General features: G+C 55.6%; 13 protein-coding genes. 9 read left to right on the top strand and 4 right to left on the bottom strand.

All coding sequences use genetic code 11. From position 1 onward, the window contains the following. Window positions 1-235 precede the first annotated feature (235 nt). The 4 genes from Q666_RS66590 (at window position 236) to Q666_RS56845 (ending at window position 5,648) form a co-directional block, all read left to right on the top strand. Complete coding sequence (locus Q666_RS66590; protein WP_286133746.1) at window positions 236-1,894, top strand: Ppx/GppA phosphatase family protein; 1,659 nt, start codon at window positions 236-238, stop codon at window positions 1,892-1,894. Next, window positions 1,891-2,598, top strand: a complete 708-nt coding sequence (locus tag Q666_RS56855) for an RlmE family RNA methyltransferase (RefSeq protein ID WP_022998673.1) — start codon at window positions 1,891-1,893, stop codon at window positions 2,596-2,598. Before Q666_RS66590 ends, Q666_RS56855 begins: the two co-directional genes overlap by 4 nt. A gap of 204 nt (window positions 2,599-2,802) precedes the next feature. Further along, complete coding sequence (gene guaB / locus Q666_RS56850; protein WP_022998672.1) at window positions 2,803-4,305, top strand: IMP dehydrogenase; 1,503 nt, start codon at window positions 2,803-2,805, stop codon at window positions 4,303-4,305. A 50-nt stretch (window positions 4,306-4,355) separates the two neighbouring features. Next, entirely contained in the window at window positions 4,356-5,648 is a 1,293-nt protein-coding gene (locus Q666_RS56845) for an RsmB/NOP family class I SAM-dependent RNA methyltransferase (RefSeq protein ID WP_022998671.1), read from the top strand. Between the two features lie 19 nt (window positions 5,649-5,667). On the opposite strand, the gene Q666_RS0133890 is transcribed toward Q666_RS56845, so the two are convergent. After that, on the bottom strand, window positions 5,668-6,867 hold the full coding sequence (locus Q666_RS0133890) for a tetratricopeptide repeat protein (RefSeq protein WP_022998670.1): 1,200 nt from the start codon (window positions 6,865-6,867) through the stop codon (window positions 5,668-5,670). Between the two features lie 267 nt (window positions 6,868-7,134). On the opposite strand from Q666_RS0133890, the gene guaA reads away from it, so the two are divergent. From guaA to Q666_RS56830, 3 genes are all read left to right on the top strand, one after another. Further along, the gene (gene guaA, locus Q666_RS56840) at window positions 7,135-8,706 is read left to right on the top strand and encodes a glutamine-hydrolyzing GMP synthase (RefSeq protein ID WP_022998669.1); all 1,572 of its coding nucleotides are present in this window, start codon (window positions 7,135-7,137) and stop codon (window positions 8,704-8,706) included. 293 nt (window positions 8,707-8,999) lie between these two features. After that, entirely contained in the window at window positions 9,000-9,722 is a 723-nt protein-coding gene (locus Q666_RS56835) for a hypothetical protein (RefSeq protein WP_031268507.1), read from the top strand. A 114-nt stretch (window positions 9,723-9,836) separates the two neighbouring features. Next, on the top strand, window positions 9,837-10,358 hold the full coding sequence (locus Q666_RS56830) for a hypothetical protein (protein ID WP_022998667.1): 522 nt from the start codon (window positions 9,837-9,839) through the stop codon (window positions 10,356-10,358). Window positions 10,359-10,381: 23 nt separating this feature from the next. On the opposite strand, the gene Q666_RS56825 is transcribed toward Q666_RS56830, so the two are convergent. Continuing rightward, window positions 10,382-10,717 carry a TraR/DksA C4-type zinc finger protein gene (locus tag Q666_RS56825; RefSeq protein WP_022998666.1) on the bottom strand — a complete coding sequence of 112 codons (336 nt, stop codon included), beginning with the start codon at window positions 10,715-10,717 and terminating at the stop codon, window positions 10,382-10,384. A gap of 87 nt (window positions 10,718-10,804) precedes the next feature. Beyond that, complete coding sequence (locus tag Q666_RS56820; RefSeq protein WP_022998665.1) at window positions 10,805-11,818, bottom strand: zinc-binding alcohol dehydrogenase family protein; 1,014 nt, start codon at window positions 11,816-11,818, stop codon at window positions 10,805-10,807. Between the two features lie 106 nt (window positions 11,819-11,924). Here Q666_RS56820 and Q666_RS56815 point away from each other — a divergent pair, with 106 nt between their 5' ends. Together Q666_RS56815 and Q666_RS56810 are read left to right on the top strand one after the other, a co-directional pair. Then, window positions 11,925-12,329, top strand: a complete 405-nt coding sequence (locus tag Q666_RS56815) for a helix-turn-helix domain-containing protein (RefSeq protein WP_022998664.1) — start codon at window positions 11,925-11,927, stop codon at window positions 12,327-12,329. Window positions 12,330-12,457: 128 nt separating this feature from the next. Further along, window positions 12,458-12,835 (top strand): hypothetical protein, encoded by a 378-nt coding sequence (locus tag Q666_RS56810; protein WP_022998663.1) that lies wholly within the window; start codon window positions 12,458-12,460, stop codon window positions 12,833-12,835. 12 nt (window positions 12,836-12,847) lie between these two features. On the opposite strand, the gene Q666_RS56805 is transcribed toward Q666_RS56810, so the two are convergent. Further along, window positions 12,848-13,483 carry a MarC family protein gene (locus tag Q666_RS56805; RefSeq protein ID WP_022998662.1) on the bottom strand — a complete coding sequence of 212 codons (636 nt, stop codon included), beginning with the start codon at window positions 13,481-13,483 and terminating at the stop codon, window positions 12,848-12,850. Window positions 13,484-13,592: the final 109 nt, after the last annotated feature.

Below are 13,592 nucleotides of genomic sequence, written 5' to 3'. Positions count from 1 at the left end.
GTCGACGACTTTTTTGTGAAATTGCATGCCTGTGGAAAGTCTCGCGAAAGACTGTATGCATTCGTTTCAAGGAAAGCTTTTCCGACGAGGGGCAACCTGTTACAGTTTTGTCAACGAAAGACGCAGTCCCCAGCAGCGCCCCTTGAAAAACGGCGGCAGCACTGGAGATCTGAAAGGCAAAAACGTGACTCAGTCAGGTCAGGAACCGCCCGAGAAAGGGCGTCGTACCCCTGATGTGTCCGGAACCAGCGGGGCTCCCAGGGAGCCCGGGGGAACATCCAGACGACGCCGAAAGCGCAAGTCTGGCAAGCGCCCCAAAGGCAACTCTGCGACACAGGCAAACGGTGTCGTCAACGGAGTGCCTGATACGGACGGGCGAAATCCGTCCAGTGCTGTGACCGGACCCGTCGATCAAGCACTCGCCGCGCAGGAACAGCCTGCGCGAAAGGGTGAGGGTGCGTCCACTTCCCAGAAACGTCGCAAAAAACGGAAGCGCGGGCGGGCAGCCACTGGTGAGGGCGCGCAAAACGTCCAGGCAGGCGGACTGAACCAGGATGGTGCGGAGCGACAACCTGACACCACGACGAGCCTGAAGGGAAAGAAGGCAGCCCGTAGACGCGGCCGACGGCGCAAACAGTCCGCCAACGGAGCAGAATCAGCACCTGTTGCAAGGACAAACGATGGCGACATCGTTGTCAGCTCAAAGACACTCGAAAAGAATACCAGTACCCCCTCCCACCGTAATCATGAATTGCGTGTGCGACGGGATGGTGAAAATCGCCCGTCGGCAAGCCGGAAGGAACAGGTCGACGGTTCTCGTAATTCCGCACCATTCGATCGGTCTGCAGGCAGGAACAACTCACCGCTTTATGCCGCGCTTGATCTTGGGACCAACAATTGCCGTCTTTTGATCGCCAGACCTGAAGATCGTGGATTTCGTGTGGTCGACGCCTATTCCCGAATAGTGCGCCTCGGAGAAGGTGTCGGCTCGAACAGAATGTTGAGCGATGCGGCCATGGAGCGGGCAATCGATGCTCTTGCCCAATGCCACCGGAAACTTGCCGACAGAGGGGTTGCTCGCTCAAGGCTTATCGCGACAGAGGCCTGCCGGGCAGCCGAAAATGGAGCTGACTTCATCGAAAGGGTGAAGGCGGAGACAGGTTTGGCGCTCGAGGTCGTGAACCGCGAGACAGAGGCCCGCCTGGCAGTCGCCGGATGCGCTTCGCTTGTGGATCACGACGCCGATGGCGTGATTCTGTTCGATATCGGCGGAGGGTCCTCGGAGATAGTCTGGCTGGACCTGCGCAACCGTTGTGGCGCTCGGGGCTATGCATTGACCCGCTTCATCCGGTCTTGGATCTCGTTGCCGGTCGGCGTCGTCAACCTTGCAGAGCGGCACGGCGGTGTTCACGTGACACCGGATATCTTCGAAGCCATGATTGAAGATGCCGCCGAACATCTGGCAGCGTTCAATCTTGCTAATAACCTGACAGAAGCTATCGCGTCGGGCAGGGTCCATATGCTCGGAACATCTGGTACGGTCACCACACTGGCCGGTGTCCATCTGGGCCTGAAACGTTATGACAGGCGCAGGGTCGACGGTACCTGGCTGGAAGATGGAGACGTCTCCAGAATGATTGATCAGCTGCGCGACATGCCTTATGAGGCACGCGTAGATAATCCATGCATTGGTGCGGATAGGGCTGATCTTGTTCTGGCAGGTTGTGCCATCCTGGAAGCAATCCGCCGCCGCTGGAGTTGCTCACGTCTGCGCGTCGCGGACAGAGGACTTCGCGAAGGCATTCTTACAGAATTGATGGCGGCCGATGGTGTCTGGTCGCACCGCAAAAACGGCTCCCGGCATAATCGCGGGCGCCAAGGGAACAAAACATGAGTCAGGGCAAAAAGGGAACAGGCGACCGAGGTCTCCACGTCAAGGTGAAGACGTCCGCTGGTCGGCGCGAATCCTCCACGCGTTGGCTGCAGAGGCAATTGAACGATCCATACGTGCGCCGCGCGAAGATGGATGGTTACAGGTCGCGAGCCGCCTACAAGCTGATAGAGATCGACGACAAGCACAAATTGCTGAAACCCGGTTACCGGGTGGTCGATCTTGGTTGCGCACCGGGTGGCTGGTGTCAGGTTGCGGTGGAAAGGGTACAATCCTCCGTGGAAGCGCCCAAGGTGGTCGGGATCGACTATCTGGAAATGGACCACGTGCGAGGAACGACATTCCTGCAAAAAGACTTCCTGGACGACGATGCTCCAGCCGCCTTGCTGGAAGCGCTCGGTGGCCACAAGCCCGATGTCGTTCTGTCCGACATGGCGGCGCCGACCACCGGCCACAAGCAGACCGACCATTTGCGCACGACGCATCTTTTCGAGATCGCAATCGATTTCGCGAGACGCAACCTCGTTCCGGGTGGCTCGTTCCTGGCGAAGGTTTTTCGGGGCGGGACGGAAAATGCACTGCTTAACGACCTGAAACGCGAATTCAAATCGGTCGCCCATCTGAAACCGCCGGCAAGTCGCAAGGAAAGCCCGGAACTTTATGTGATCGCGAAGGGCTTTCGCGGAAGTGATCTTGATCCGGACTGAACCGTTTTCAACTCGACCGGGAAGCCGGTTTGCCAAGAGATACAGGGGGAACGCCCCATAGCGGGCGTCACCCCCTTTTCTTTCTGTCACCTGCGTGTTATTGACCCGCGCCAACTTCTCCGGCACAGCCGAAGCGACTCGAAAGATGCAGGCTTTTGATCAAAGCGTGCGTCTCAGCTATTTTTTTACAAAGGGGAATTGGCAATGGCATCCTTCTATGTCCCTACCACTGGACAGCAAGCCCTGACGTTTGACGATGTCTTGCTGATCCCTGGCCACTCGGAAGTCATGCCGGGTGAAGTTGACCTGCGCACCCGGGTCACACGGGAACTTGAACTCAATATTCCGATCATCTCGTCGGCAATGGACACAGTTACCGAAGGCCGTCTGGCAATCGCCATGGCTCAGGCTGGTGGCATTGGCGTCATTCACCGCAACCTTTCTCTCGACCAGCAGGCCGAAGAGGTTCGGATGGTCAAGAAGTTCGAATCCGGGATGGTGGTCAATCCGCTGGTCATCGGGCCGGACGCGACCCTGCAGGACGCTCTTGACCTGATGAAACGGTATGGCATTTCCGGCGTTCCGGTCGTTCAAAACGGCGGAGCAGGCGGTCAGACGACTGGCAAGCTGGTTGGCATCCTGACAAACAGGGACGTGCGGTTCGCGTCCAATCCCGACCAGAAAATCCATGAGCTGATGACGAAGGACGATCTCGTCACTGTCAACGAGAACGTCAGCCAGGATGACGCCAAGCGGCTCCTTCATCAGAACCGCATCGAAAAGCTTCTGGTCGTGGATGACAACCGGAACTGCATCGGTCTCATCACCGTCAAGGACATGGAAAAGGCGCAGCTCAATCCGAATGCGTCCAAAGACGATCAGGGCCGGTTACGCGTTGCAGCGGCAACCAGCGTCGGGGAAGAAGGGTTTGCCCGCGCAGAACGTCTGATCGACGCAGGTGTGGACCTTCTTGTGGTCGACACGGCCCATGGCCATTCCCAGAAGGTTCTCGACATGGTCGGCCGGGTAAAAAGCCTTTCCAATTCCGTGCAGGTACTTGCAGGCAACGTGGCAACCAGTGACGCAACCAAGGCTTTGATTGACGCCGGTGCAGATGCGGTAAAAGTCGGCATTGGCCCAGGTTCCATTTGCACCACCCGAATTGTCGCTGGCGTTGGCGTTCCGCAGCTAACGGCCATCATGGATTCAGTGAACGAAGCGGACAAGCAGGGCGTACCTGTGGTCGCTGATGGCGGCATCAAATTTTCCGGCGACCTGGCCAAGGCGATTGCCGCCGGCGCGGCGTCCGTCATGGTCGGCTCTCTTCTGGCAGGCACTGAAGAAAGCCCGGGCGAGGTCTATTTGCACCAGGGACGATCCTACAAATCCTATCGGGGCATGGGGTCCGTCGGCGCCATGGCGCGTGGCTCGGCCGATCGCTATTTCCAGGCGGAAGTACGCGACAGTCTCAAGCTTGTACCGGAAGGCATCGAAGGTCAGGTGCCTTACAAAGGTGCGCTTGGCAGCGTTCTGCATCAGCTGGCAGGTGGCTTGAGGGCTGCCATGGGCTATGTTGGCGGCCGCAATATTCCTGATTTTCAGGAAAAGGCGCGTTTTGTGCGGATCTCTGGTGCAGGCTTGCGGGAAAGCCATGCCCATGACGTGACGATTACACGGGAAAGCCCAAATTACCCGTCCAACGTTTAAACCACTCGGTATCGGGGTGCTTTGGAACAGGCGCCCTGCAAAGGAACAGCATGAAAGATGGCGGACGCTTGGCGGCGGCAATTGAAGTCCTGACTGAAGTGGAAACGCGGCACAGGCCTGTGCAGCTTGCCCTGAAAGACTGGGGTTCCGCGCACCGGTTTGCAGGTTCCGGTGACCGGACGGTCATCGGCAATCTCGTGTTTGACGCACTTCGGAACAAGGCTTCGCTTGGTGCAAGAATGAAAGACGGTTCGGCAAGAGCCGTCGTTCTAGCGACCTATTGCCTGGGTTGGGGCAAAGGCCTGCAGGCGTTAAGCGACGTTCTTGAGCAGGATCATCATGCTCCGGCTGCATTGTCAGTTGATGAAATCGCTTGCCTCTCGCAGGAGCCTGACAGCACGCCGTCGCCTTTTGAACAGGCAGATATTCCAGAATGGCTTTGGCCGCATTTTGAAACCGTCTTCGGCGAAAACACCATTGAAGAAGGCCAGGCACTGGCAACACGCGCCCCGGTCGACATGAGAACCAATACGCTCAAATCTGACCGGGACAAGGTTCTCAAGCGGCTGGCTCATACCGGGGCAAAGGCAACACCGCTGTCACCGGTTGGTGCGCGCATCGAGGCCAAGCCTGATCTTGGGCGCATGCCGCATGTTCAGGCTGAGGAAGGCTACCGAAAGGGTTGGTTTGAGTTGCAGGACGAGGCCAGCCAACTGGCGGCTCATCTCGCACAAGCCAAACCTGGCGAACAGGTGCTGGACTTTTGCGCTGGCGGTGGTGGCAAGACACTGGCTCTGGCTGCCTCCATGCAGAACAAGGGGCAGCTATACGCCTATGACGCCGACCGTCTCAGGCTTGCTCCGATCCACGAAAGACTGCAGCGGGCCGGTGTTCGAAACATTCAGGTGAGAGATCCGGCAACTTCAAGCCTAGACGATCTTGTCAATCAGATGGACCTGGTTTTCATCGACGCCCCTTGCACGGGGACCGGCGTATGGCGTCGCCGGCCGGATTCCAAGTGGAAGCTGGCGGAAAAGGCCTTGCAAGACCGTATCGAAGACCAGCGCCGTGTCCTGGAAAGCGCGAGCAGATACGTCAAGCCGGGGGGACGTCTCGCCTACGCGACCTGTTCCGTCCTGCGTGAGGAAAACCAGGCCCAGGCGGACTGGTTCCTGGAGCAAAATCCGTCGTTCCAGTCTGTTTCCGCACTGGATATCTGGAAAACAACTCTGCCGGATGCACGGCTCCCGAAATACGTTTCCGACCGTGGCGACATTCTGCTGACGCCCGGGTCTACCCAAACGGACGGTTTCTTCATTGCCCTGTTCCGGCGCGTGCAGTGAGATCAGACAGTTTTTGCCGTCAGGATCTGTCCTGACGGCGCAGCCCGAGAACGTTCGGCAATTGATCGCCGTCTGTTGCGAGTAACTTCTTTGAAGTCACGGGCTCAAGGCTTTCCTGGTGTTGAATTACCTGTTTGGTTTCTTTTTCTTGAGCGATTTTTACAGCAGCGTTGGGATTATCTGACGAGGGTTCTTCCGTTGCTGAAGTCGCAGGGGAGCTCACTGGGCCTGCTTCCGGTGATTTCCTTTCGGCGACAACCAGGCCTTCGACGAGTTCTCGAATGGCCGGCTCCAGACCGTCGCCTCGAGACATGGCCGTCAGGACGGATCTGGCCTGATTGGAATATTTGAGTGCGGCGAGGGCGGCTCCAAGTGCATTCAGAGGTTCTTTTGCTGATTTGTCGAGATCGTGCGCGGCCAGGGCGTGTTTCAGAGCTGCACCATGATCTCCAAACTTACGCGCAATACTGCTGAGCCGAACGTGGGTCTGTATTGATCTCGGAGATAGCTTCAACGCGGCAAGCGCGGCTTCACGAGCATCTTCCAGGGCGCCTTTCCCGGCGAGTGCATCGGACAACAGGTCCAGGGGAAGCGGGTCTGCCGGCGCTCGCTCACTTGCCCGGATCGTCAGCTCGATCACTTCATCAAAGCGCTTACGCAGCAGCAATGTCTGCGAAAGACCAATTAGCGCAGGACCGTAATCCGGATCGGCCTTCAGCGCTTTCCGATAAGCAGCGATCGCTGCTGCCTTTTGATCAACACGCGCCTGTGTGTCTGCGAAAAGAGACAAGACAGCTGGCGTATCCGGCAATAGCTCGACCAGGCGTCGGGCCGGAACGGAAGCTTCTTCGGGTTTGTCTTCTTTCAGCAAAACACTGGCAAGACCATAGAGCGCGTTTCGATTTTCCGGTGCTTGGGCGAGCACATCAGCAAAATTTTGCCGAGCGTTTGCCATGTCACCGAGCAGCAACTGACAGTTCCCGAGGCTCGCGCGAGCATTCAGGTGGTCTGGTTCGGCAAACACGATGCGGCGCAACTGCGATTGCGCCTCGTCCAGATACCCGGTCTGGAGCAACGCGGATGCCGTTCTGTAGGCAATTTCCGTGTCATCCGGCGACAGTTCCTGGGCTTTCAGATAAGACACCAGCGCCCTGTCAAGATTGCCCGCATTTTCAAGGGCTACGGCTTCTTCAAACGCTTTACGGGCAGCTGCGGTCATCTGGGTCGGTTTTCCTAAAAGCACCTGCCAGCAGCTTGTCTCACCGGAGACGAAGCGCGGGGGCTTATGGTTAACCTAAGGAGCAGGCGCGCGCCGGTCAAAAGCGAATTTCAGCCGTACACAGCTTGTCCGCCGGAAACATTTGCCCGCCAAAGTTACGACACAAGAAAGCCGTGGAACCGGAGTTGGCGGCAAAATCTTGTGCGGGACAGCATCGGCTGTGAAATTCGGGTTCATTTTACTCAAAAGACCGGTTAGAAGCTGGCCATGACCCAGCATCAGCGCCTTCTTATCATCGACTTCGGCTCCCAGGTCACGCAGCTCATCGCGCGGCGCCTGCGCGAGTTAAATGTCTACTGCGAAATCCACCCATATCAGAACGTTACCGACGCCTTTTTGAGCGAGTTTTCGCCCAAGGCGGTAATTTTCTCAGGCGGCCCGGATTCGGTTACACGAGCCGGTTCACCGCGTCCGCCGGAAAGCGTCTACACAATGGGCGTTCCGATCCTGGGGATCTGTTACGGCCAACAGGTGATGATGCAACAGCTGGGCGGACAGGTTGACGGTGGCAAGATTTCCGGCGGTGGCGGCACGGCCGAGTTTGGCAGAGCATTCGTGACACCAGTCGAGAACAAACTGTCGATCCTGGATGGATGGTTTGCCGACGGGAAAGAACAGGTCTGGATGAGCCATGGCGACCATGTCAGCCGGATAGCACCAGGCTTTGAGGTCTTCGGCACATCGCCAAACGCTCCCTACGCGATTACCGCGGACAAGGAGAGAAACTTCTACGCCGTACAGTTTCACCCGGAAGTGCACCACACGCCGAACGGCAAGAAGCTTTATGAGAATTTCGTCCGACTTGCCGGCTTCACCGGTGACTGGACCATGGGAGCCTACAAGGACGACGCCATTGCGCGCATCCGCGAGCAGGTCGGTGACAAGAGGGTCATTTGTGGTCTGTCCGGTGGTGTCGACAGCTCCGTTGCTGCTGTGTTGATCCATGAGGCGATCGGGGATCAGCTCACCTGTGTCTTCGTGGACCACGGCTTGTTGCGCCTGAACGAGGCGGACGAAGTGGTCTCCATGTTCAGGGACAACTACAACATTCCCTTGATCCATGCGGATGAGAGCGAACTGTTCCTGGGAGAGCTGGACGGTGTTTCCGACCCGGAAACCAAACGCAAGATCATCGGAAAACTGTTCATCGACGTTTTCCAGAAACATGCGAATGAGATTGAGGGCGCTGAGTTTCTTGCTCAAGGTACGCTCTATCCGGACGTGATTGAGAGCGTCAGCTTCTCCGGAGGTCCGTCGGTCACCATCAAGTCGCATCATAATGTCGGCGGGTTGCCGGAAAAGATGGGACTGAAGCTGGTCGAGCCGCTGCGTGAGCTCTTCAAGGACGAGGTGAGGGCGCTTGGCCGTGAACTCGGCCTTCCCGAGAAGTTCATCGGCCGCCACCCCTTCCCGGGACCTGGACTTGCCATTCGTTGTCCGGGTGAAATCACCCGCGAGAAACTTGAAATTCTTCGAAAGGCTGATGCGGTCTATATCGACCAGATCCGTAAGCACGGTCTCTATGACGATATCTGGCAGGCTTTCGTTGCCATCCTTCCAGTGCGAACGGTCGGTGTCATGGGCGATGGCCGCACATATGACTACGCCTGCGCGTTGAGAGCCGTGACGTCTGTCGACGGCATGACTGCCGACTATTTCCCCTTCACGCATGATTTCCTGGGTGAGACGGCAACCCGTATCATTAATGAGGTACAGGGTATCAACCGCGTAACCTATGACATTACGTCAAAACCACCCGGCACTATTGAATGGGAATAAGCAAGGCTTTGGATCACTTGGACCCGACGATGCTTGGCGGGTCTTGACGTGGGCGGACCGAAATATGGCAGGTAACTCTGCGAACGCAGGAATGTGATTGCACGAACGATTGTCGAGCCTGCATGCATTGGCGAAAGGTCAATGATTTTGCTCGTGCATTTGCTTTTGTTTATAGCGCCTCAATGCTGTGAGCGAACTGCAACTTGCTTCGATTAACTGAATATTTGCAGGCGCTCATATAAACAGTCCTCAAACTGTTGCTCTGTCAGTTGCTTCGCCGAATAAAGATGGGAATGATTGAAGTGAGTAAATTAACTAAAATTATTTCTGGATATGAAAATGACGGCTTCAGTCTCGGCAAAGCAGCTAGAAAAAAGAGAATTAAGTATTTTTGTGAATTGATAGAGAGTAAGTTTTCTGAGAAGGGCCGTGTAAAAATACTAGATATTGGCGGGACTGTTCAATATTGGAACATCATCGACAAAGATTTTCTGGATCGCAACAACGTACAAATTACCCTTTTAAATCTCCCGGGATCTCAAGCCTTTGAGGCAGACGGGAGATTTGATTTTTTGACAGGTAATGCCACAGAAGACATCTGGAGTTACCTGGACCCTCAGGACTATGACCTGATCCATTCAAACTCCGTAATCGAGCATGTTGGTGACTGGGCGCAAATGAAGCGGTTTGCGTCAAATATCCGGGATTTCCACGGCGGTTATTTTGTCCAGACACCAAATTTCTGGTTCCCCATTGAGCCGCATTGCATGACGCTCTTTTTCCATTGGCTGCCGAAGCCCTTAAGGGTCTGGCTTGTTGCTCACTTTTCCTTGGGGCATTGGGCAAAGGGTGCCAATACCGATGAGGCCGTCGAAATCGTCGAAAGTGCGCGCCTGCTGAGCAAGTCCATGTTCAAGGCGCTTTTCGATGATGCGCTCGTCAAGCAGGAAAAATTCCTGTTTTTGACCAAGTCCTTCATGGCTGTCAGAGTTGACGGGGAAGAAGTCTCTTCTTGAAAAGAGACTGGATTGCTCAACTTAATAGATTTGAATAACCGACAGGCTTTCGAAAGATCACAAAACGAGCTCTCGAAATTGGTGGCTCAGCGCCTTGTTGAGATTTGAGCGTGAATGAATACACCACGGCATCCGGACCTGACACCAGACTGTGCTTCTTGTGCAGCCCTTTGCTGTGTTGTCTTTGCATTTGACCAATCCGAGTCCTTTGGTATCGACAAGGCAGCAGGCGAGGTTTGCCCGAACCTGGATAGCTGCGGACGTTGTGCCATCTTCGATGACAGGTCGCGTCTCGGATTCAGTGGATGCATTACCTATGATTGTCACGGTGCAGGACAACGTGTGACGCAGGAAGTGTTTCACGGGCACACATGGCGGGAAGATCCCGGACTTACGGAACGGATGGGTGAGGCGCTTTCCATCCTACGGCAAATTCATGAGAAACTGCTGCTCCTGGCAGCGGCTGAAAAACTTCCGCTTGGTATCGGGGAACGACAAGCACTAATCGAACTGCAGATGCAGCTTGCTCCGCAGTCAGACTGGACGGAATCTCGGCTGAAGGCGTTCCCGCTGATTGAGATTTCACGAAAAGTGTCGGATTTCCTGACAGGCTTGCGTCGACATTTCGAGCGATAGACCTGAGAGCGAAATGTGTGCCCTTATCTTGCGCATTTGATACAGAATGCTGCGGCCGGGTCCACCTGTAGCCGTTTCACGGAAATCTCTTCACCGCACTCCACGCAGTCACCGTATTCGCCAGCTTCCAACCTTGATAAGGCCGCGTCGATTTTCTGGATTGTCGCCCGGCGCTGCCGTTCGGCTGCCTGTGCCATCGCTTGTCCTTGAAGCGCGTCCATACGCGACAATCGACCGACTGATTGTTGATCTAGCTCCACCGTGGCACGGGCTTCCCCGGACAATTCGCTCAATGTTTCAAGTTCGGACTTGAGCGACAAGAGCTTGATCCGAATGTCTTCAACGTTGTGTTCCGCCATCTCCAAGCCTCCAGCGAAAGCATGAAGATGGCAGCCTGAATGTGCAAGAGGAGGTAAGTGTCACCTGTTAAACGGCATCACTTGATCCTAAAACCCGGCTAGAACGATCTTCCCAATGGTTTTATTGCTTTCAATCTTCTGATGCGCGACGCGCAGATTACTTGCATTGATGGGTTCAATCACTTCCGTCAACGTGGTCTTGAGCTTGCCTGCATCAACAAGGTCAGCGACGTTGTTCAACAGCTTGCGTTGCTCATCCATATCGGTCGTCTGGTACATGGAACGGGTAAACATCATCTCCCAGTGGATCGATATCGCCTTCAGTTTGAAGGGCCCAATGCTGACGTTGTCGGGATCGTCGATGAGCAGAAAACGGCCCTGTGGCGCGATCAATTCTGCAATATCGTTCACGTGTTGCTCTGTGTGCGTTGTCGAGAAAACATAGCCGGGGGCTTCCAGTCCCAGGGCTTCGATCTGAGGCGCCATCGGTTTTGAATGATCGAGAACATGATGCGCACCAAGCTCACTCACCCAGGAACGGCTCTCCGGTCTTGAAGCAGTTGCGATAATCGTCATGTTCGTCAATTGGCGGGCAAGTTGAACCGCAATGGAACCGACGCCTCCCGAGCCGCCAATGATCAGGAGAGTGTTCGAACCAGCTGGAACCGGGTCATTCACCTTCAGCCGGTCGAACAGGGCTTCCCAGGCGGTGATCGCCGTCAAGGGCATGGCTGCTGCCTCGGCAAAACTCAGGCTCGTGGGTTTGCGGCCCACAATGCGTTCATCAATGAGATGGTACTCCGAGTTGGTTCCGTCCCTGGTGATGTCGCCGGCATAATAGACCTCATCGCCCACCTTGTAGCTGGTAACGTCAGGACCCACTTCGGCGACGATCCCGGCCGCGTCGTATCCAAGGACGACTGGCGCGCCGTTTTGCGAAGTTCGGGATTGCCGCACCTTGGTGTCGACTGGGTTGACCGCAACAGCCTTGACCTCAACGAGAAGATCCTTTCCGGAAGGCACCGGCCTTGGTAGGTCGAGATCAGTCAACGACTTCGGGTCATCAATAGGAAGTGGTTCAAAAAATCCGATGGCACGCATACTGTGTTCTCCTGATTTGCGTACCAATCAAATTGATCATAAAATTGTTTTGCGCAAGAATGCACAATTCTAGCCGTAACTGACAAAAAAGAACCTTAGGCACAAAATGGATACCGTTAGGAAATCAGGACCCAAACTGGTCAAGGACGTTTATGGCTGCCATCCGGGCTGTGCTGTCGAAGCAGCGCTCAGTTTGATCGACGGCAAGTGGAAAGGCGTCATTCTGTTCCTGTTGATGGAAAAAGAAGTCATGCGCTTCAACGAGTTCCAGAAAGCGCTTCCGGACATCACACAACGGATCTTGACCGCTCAACTCCGTAGTATGGAAGCTGACGGGTTGATCGTGAGGACGGTCTATCCTGTTGTTCCGCCGAAGGTTGAATATCAACTGACCGACCTTGGCGTGTCGCTGGAGCCGGTGGTGAAGGCCCTTGCACGCTGGGGGAACGAAAACAAGACGCTCTGGCCAAAAGGGTTTAAACGGGACAGCCACCTTCAGCAGGCAGGCTGACGTTTTTCCAGGCAGATGAGTTTCGTTTGACGCTCGCAAACCATTGAGCCTCCTGACGCATTCGTGACTTTGTCAATCCGCGGCCTGTTGCGAGGATGCTCCCGTGAAATCCAACGGAGAAATGCGTCATGAACCTAAGATGTTCGACAGCGCTTGCGGTGTTGCTCCTGTCCTCAGTGTTCGGAGCCTGCTCAGCACGGGCAGGTGAGGTCGAGATTGTCTCGGCAAAAGCAACCGGATCTGCAGGCACGTGGACCTTCGCAGTAACTCTCAGGCATGACGACACGGGTTGGGATCACTACGCCGACCTCTGGCAGATCTTGACGCCAGACGGAGAATTGTTAGGCGAGAGAGTGCTCCTTCACCCCCATGTCGACGAGCAACCCTTCACGCGATCCCAATCGGGCATCACGATCCCAGAGGGCGTGTCACAGGTCATCATCCGGGCGCGAGACACGGTGCACGGTGTTTCGCCACAAGAATACAAGTTGAACCTGGACCGTTAAGCGTTGCCTCAGTCAGGTGCGGATAAAGGCCAAAATGCCGTCCGCAACGAATTGTACGGATAGAGCTGCCAACAGCACGCCGAGAAGACGGGTGATAACCAGCTGTGCGGTTTCTCCCAGGAGCCGTTCAATCTTGTCAGCCAAGAGAAAGGCACCCATGCAACTCAGCAGGATGATCGCGATGACGCCGCCGAGGCCTGCATAGGCGAGGGTATCCGGAGCCTGACTGGACAACAGGATGATCGCGGAGATTGCGGCAGGTCCCGAAATAAGCGGTATTGCCAAAGGAAAGATGGCGAGTTCATTGATCGTTCCATGATGCGCTTCCGATTCCATCGCCTTTTCGGCGGTTTCGGTTTTACGCGCCTGGCGCTTGCCGAAAATCATCTCGATCGCGATCAGGAACAACAGGATGCCTCCGGCGACCCTGAAAGCGGAAACGGAGATGCCGAGTACATTCAGCACCGTCTGTCCGGACGCATAAAAAACAAGGAGTATGGCTGCCGCCGTAATGGTTGCCCGAATGGCGACCTTGCGCCTGTCGTGCTTGCTCATTCCAGCCGTGATTGCAAGAAACATCGGGGCCAGGCCGACCGGATCAATGGTGACAAATAGGGTCGCGAAGGCGTTGATGTAGTAGTCGAGCATGGCGATTCCCGGACCGGTTTTTAAGGCGCTTTTGTCGCCTTACTATAGAGCTTTGCGATGTGGTGGCATGTTCTCAAGCCAAATGATTTTTGCCCCCTGTGTATACTCC

This window comes from Labrenzia sp. C1B70 (assembly GCF_000475395.1).
In the GTDB taxonomy this organism is placed as follows: domain Bacteria; phylum Pseudomonadota; class Alphaproteobacteria; order Rhizobiales; family Stappiaceae; genus Roseibium; species Roseibium algicola.
Note: the sequence above shows the minus strand (reverse complement) of the source record. Positions and strands in the feature narration are given on the sequence as shown.

Bases quoted from the DNA above. Each gene is read 5' to 3' on its own strand.
- guaA (WP_022998669.1), top strand. From the start codon at position 7,135: ATGACCCAGCATCAGCGCCTTCTTATCATCGACTTCGGCTCCCAGGTC.
- Q666_RS56820 (WP_022998665.1), bottom strand. From the start codon at position 11,818: ATGCGTGCCATCGGATTTTTTGAACCACTTCCTATTGATGACCCGAAG.
- Q666_RS56855 (WP_022998673.1), top strand. From the start codon at position 1,891: ATGAGTCAGGGCAAAAAGGGAACAGGCGACCGAGGTCTCCACGTCAAG.
- Q666_RS0133890 (WP_022998670.1), bottom strand. From the start codon at position 6,867: ATGACCGCAGCTGCCCGTAAAGCGTTTGAAGAAGCCGTAGCCCTTGAA.
- Q666_RS56830 (WP_022998667.1), top strand. From the start codon at position 9,837: ATGAATACACCACGGCATCCGGACCTGACACCAGACTGTGCTTCTTGT.
- Q666_RS56815 (WP_022998664.1), top strand. From the start codon at position 11,925: ATGGATACCGTTAGGAAATCAGGACCCAAACTGGTCAAGGACGTTTAT.
- Q666_RS56835 (WP_031268507.1), top strand. From the start codon at position 9,000: ATGATTGAAGTGAGTAAATTAACTAAAATTATTTCTGGATATGAAAAT.
- Q666_RS56805 (WP_022998662.1), bottom strand. From the start codon at position 13,483: ATGCTCGACTACTACATCAACGCCTTCGCGACCCTATTTGTCACCATT.
- Q666_RS56845 (WP_022998671.1), top strand. From the start codon at position 4,356: ATGAAAGATGGCGGACGCTTGGCGGCGGCAATTGAAGTCCTGACTGAA.
- guaB (WP_022998672.1), top strand. From the start codon at position 2,803: ATGGCATCCTTCTATGTCCCTACCACTGGACAGCAAGCCCTGACGTTT.
- Q666_RS56810 (WP_022998663.1), top strand. From the start codon at position 12,458: ATGAACCTAAGATGTTCGACAGCGCTTGCGGTGTTGCTCCTGTCCTCA.
- Q666_RS56825 (WP_022998666.1), bottom strand. From the start codon at position 10,717: ATGGCGGAACACAACGTTGAAGACATTCGGATCAAGCTCTTGTCGCTC.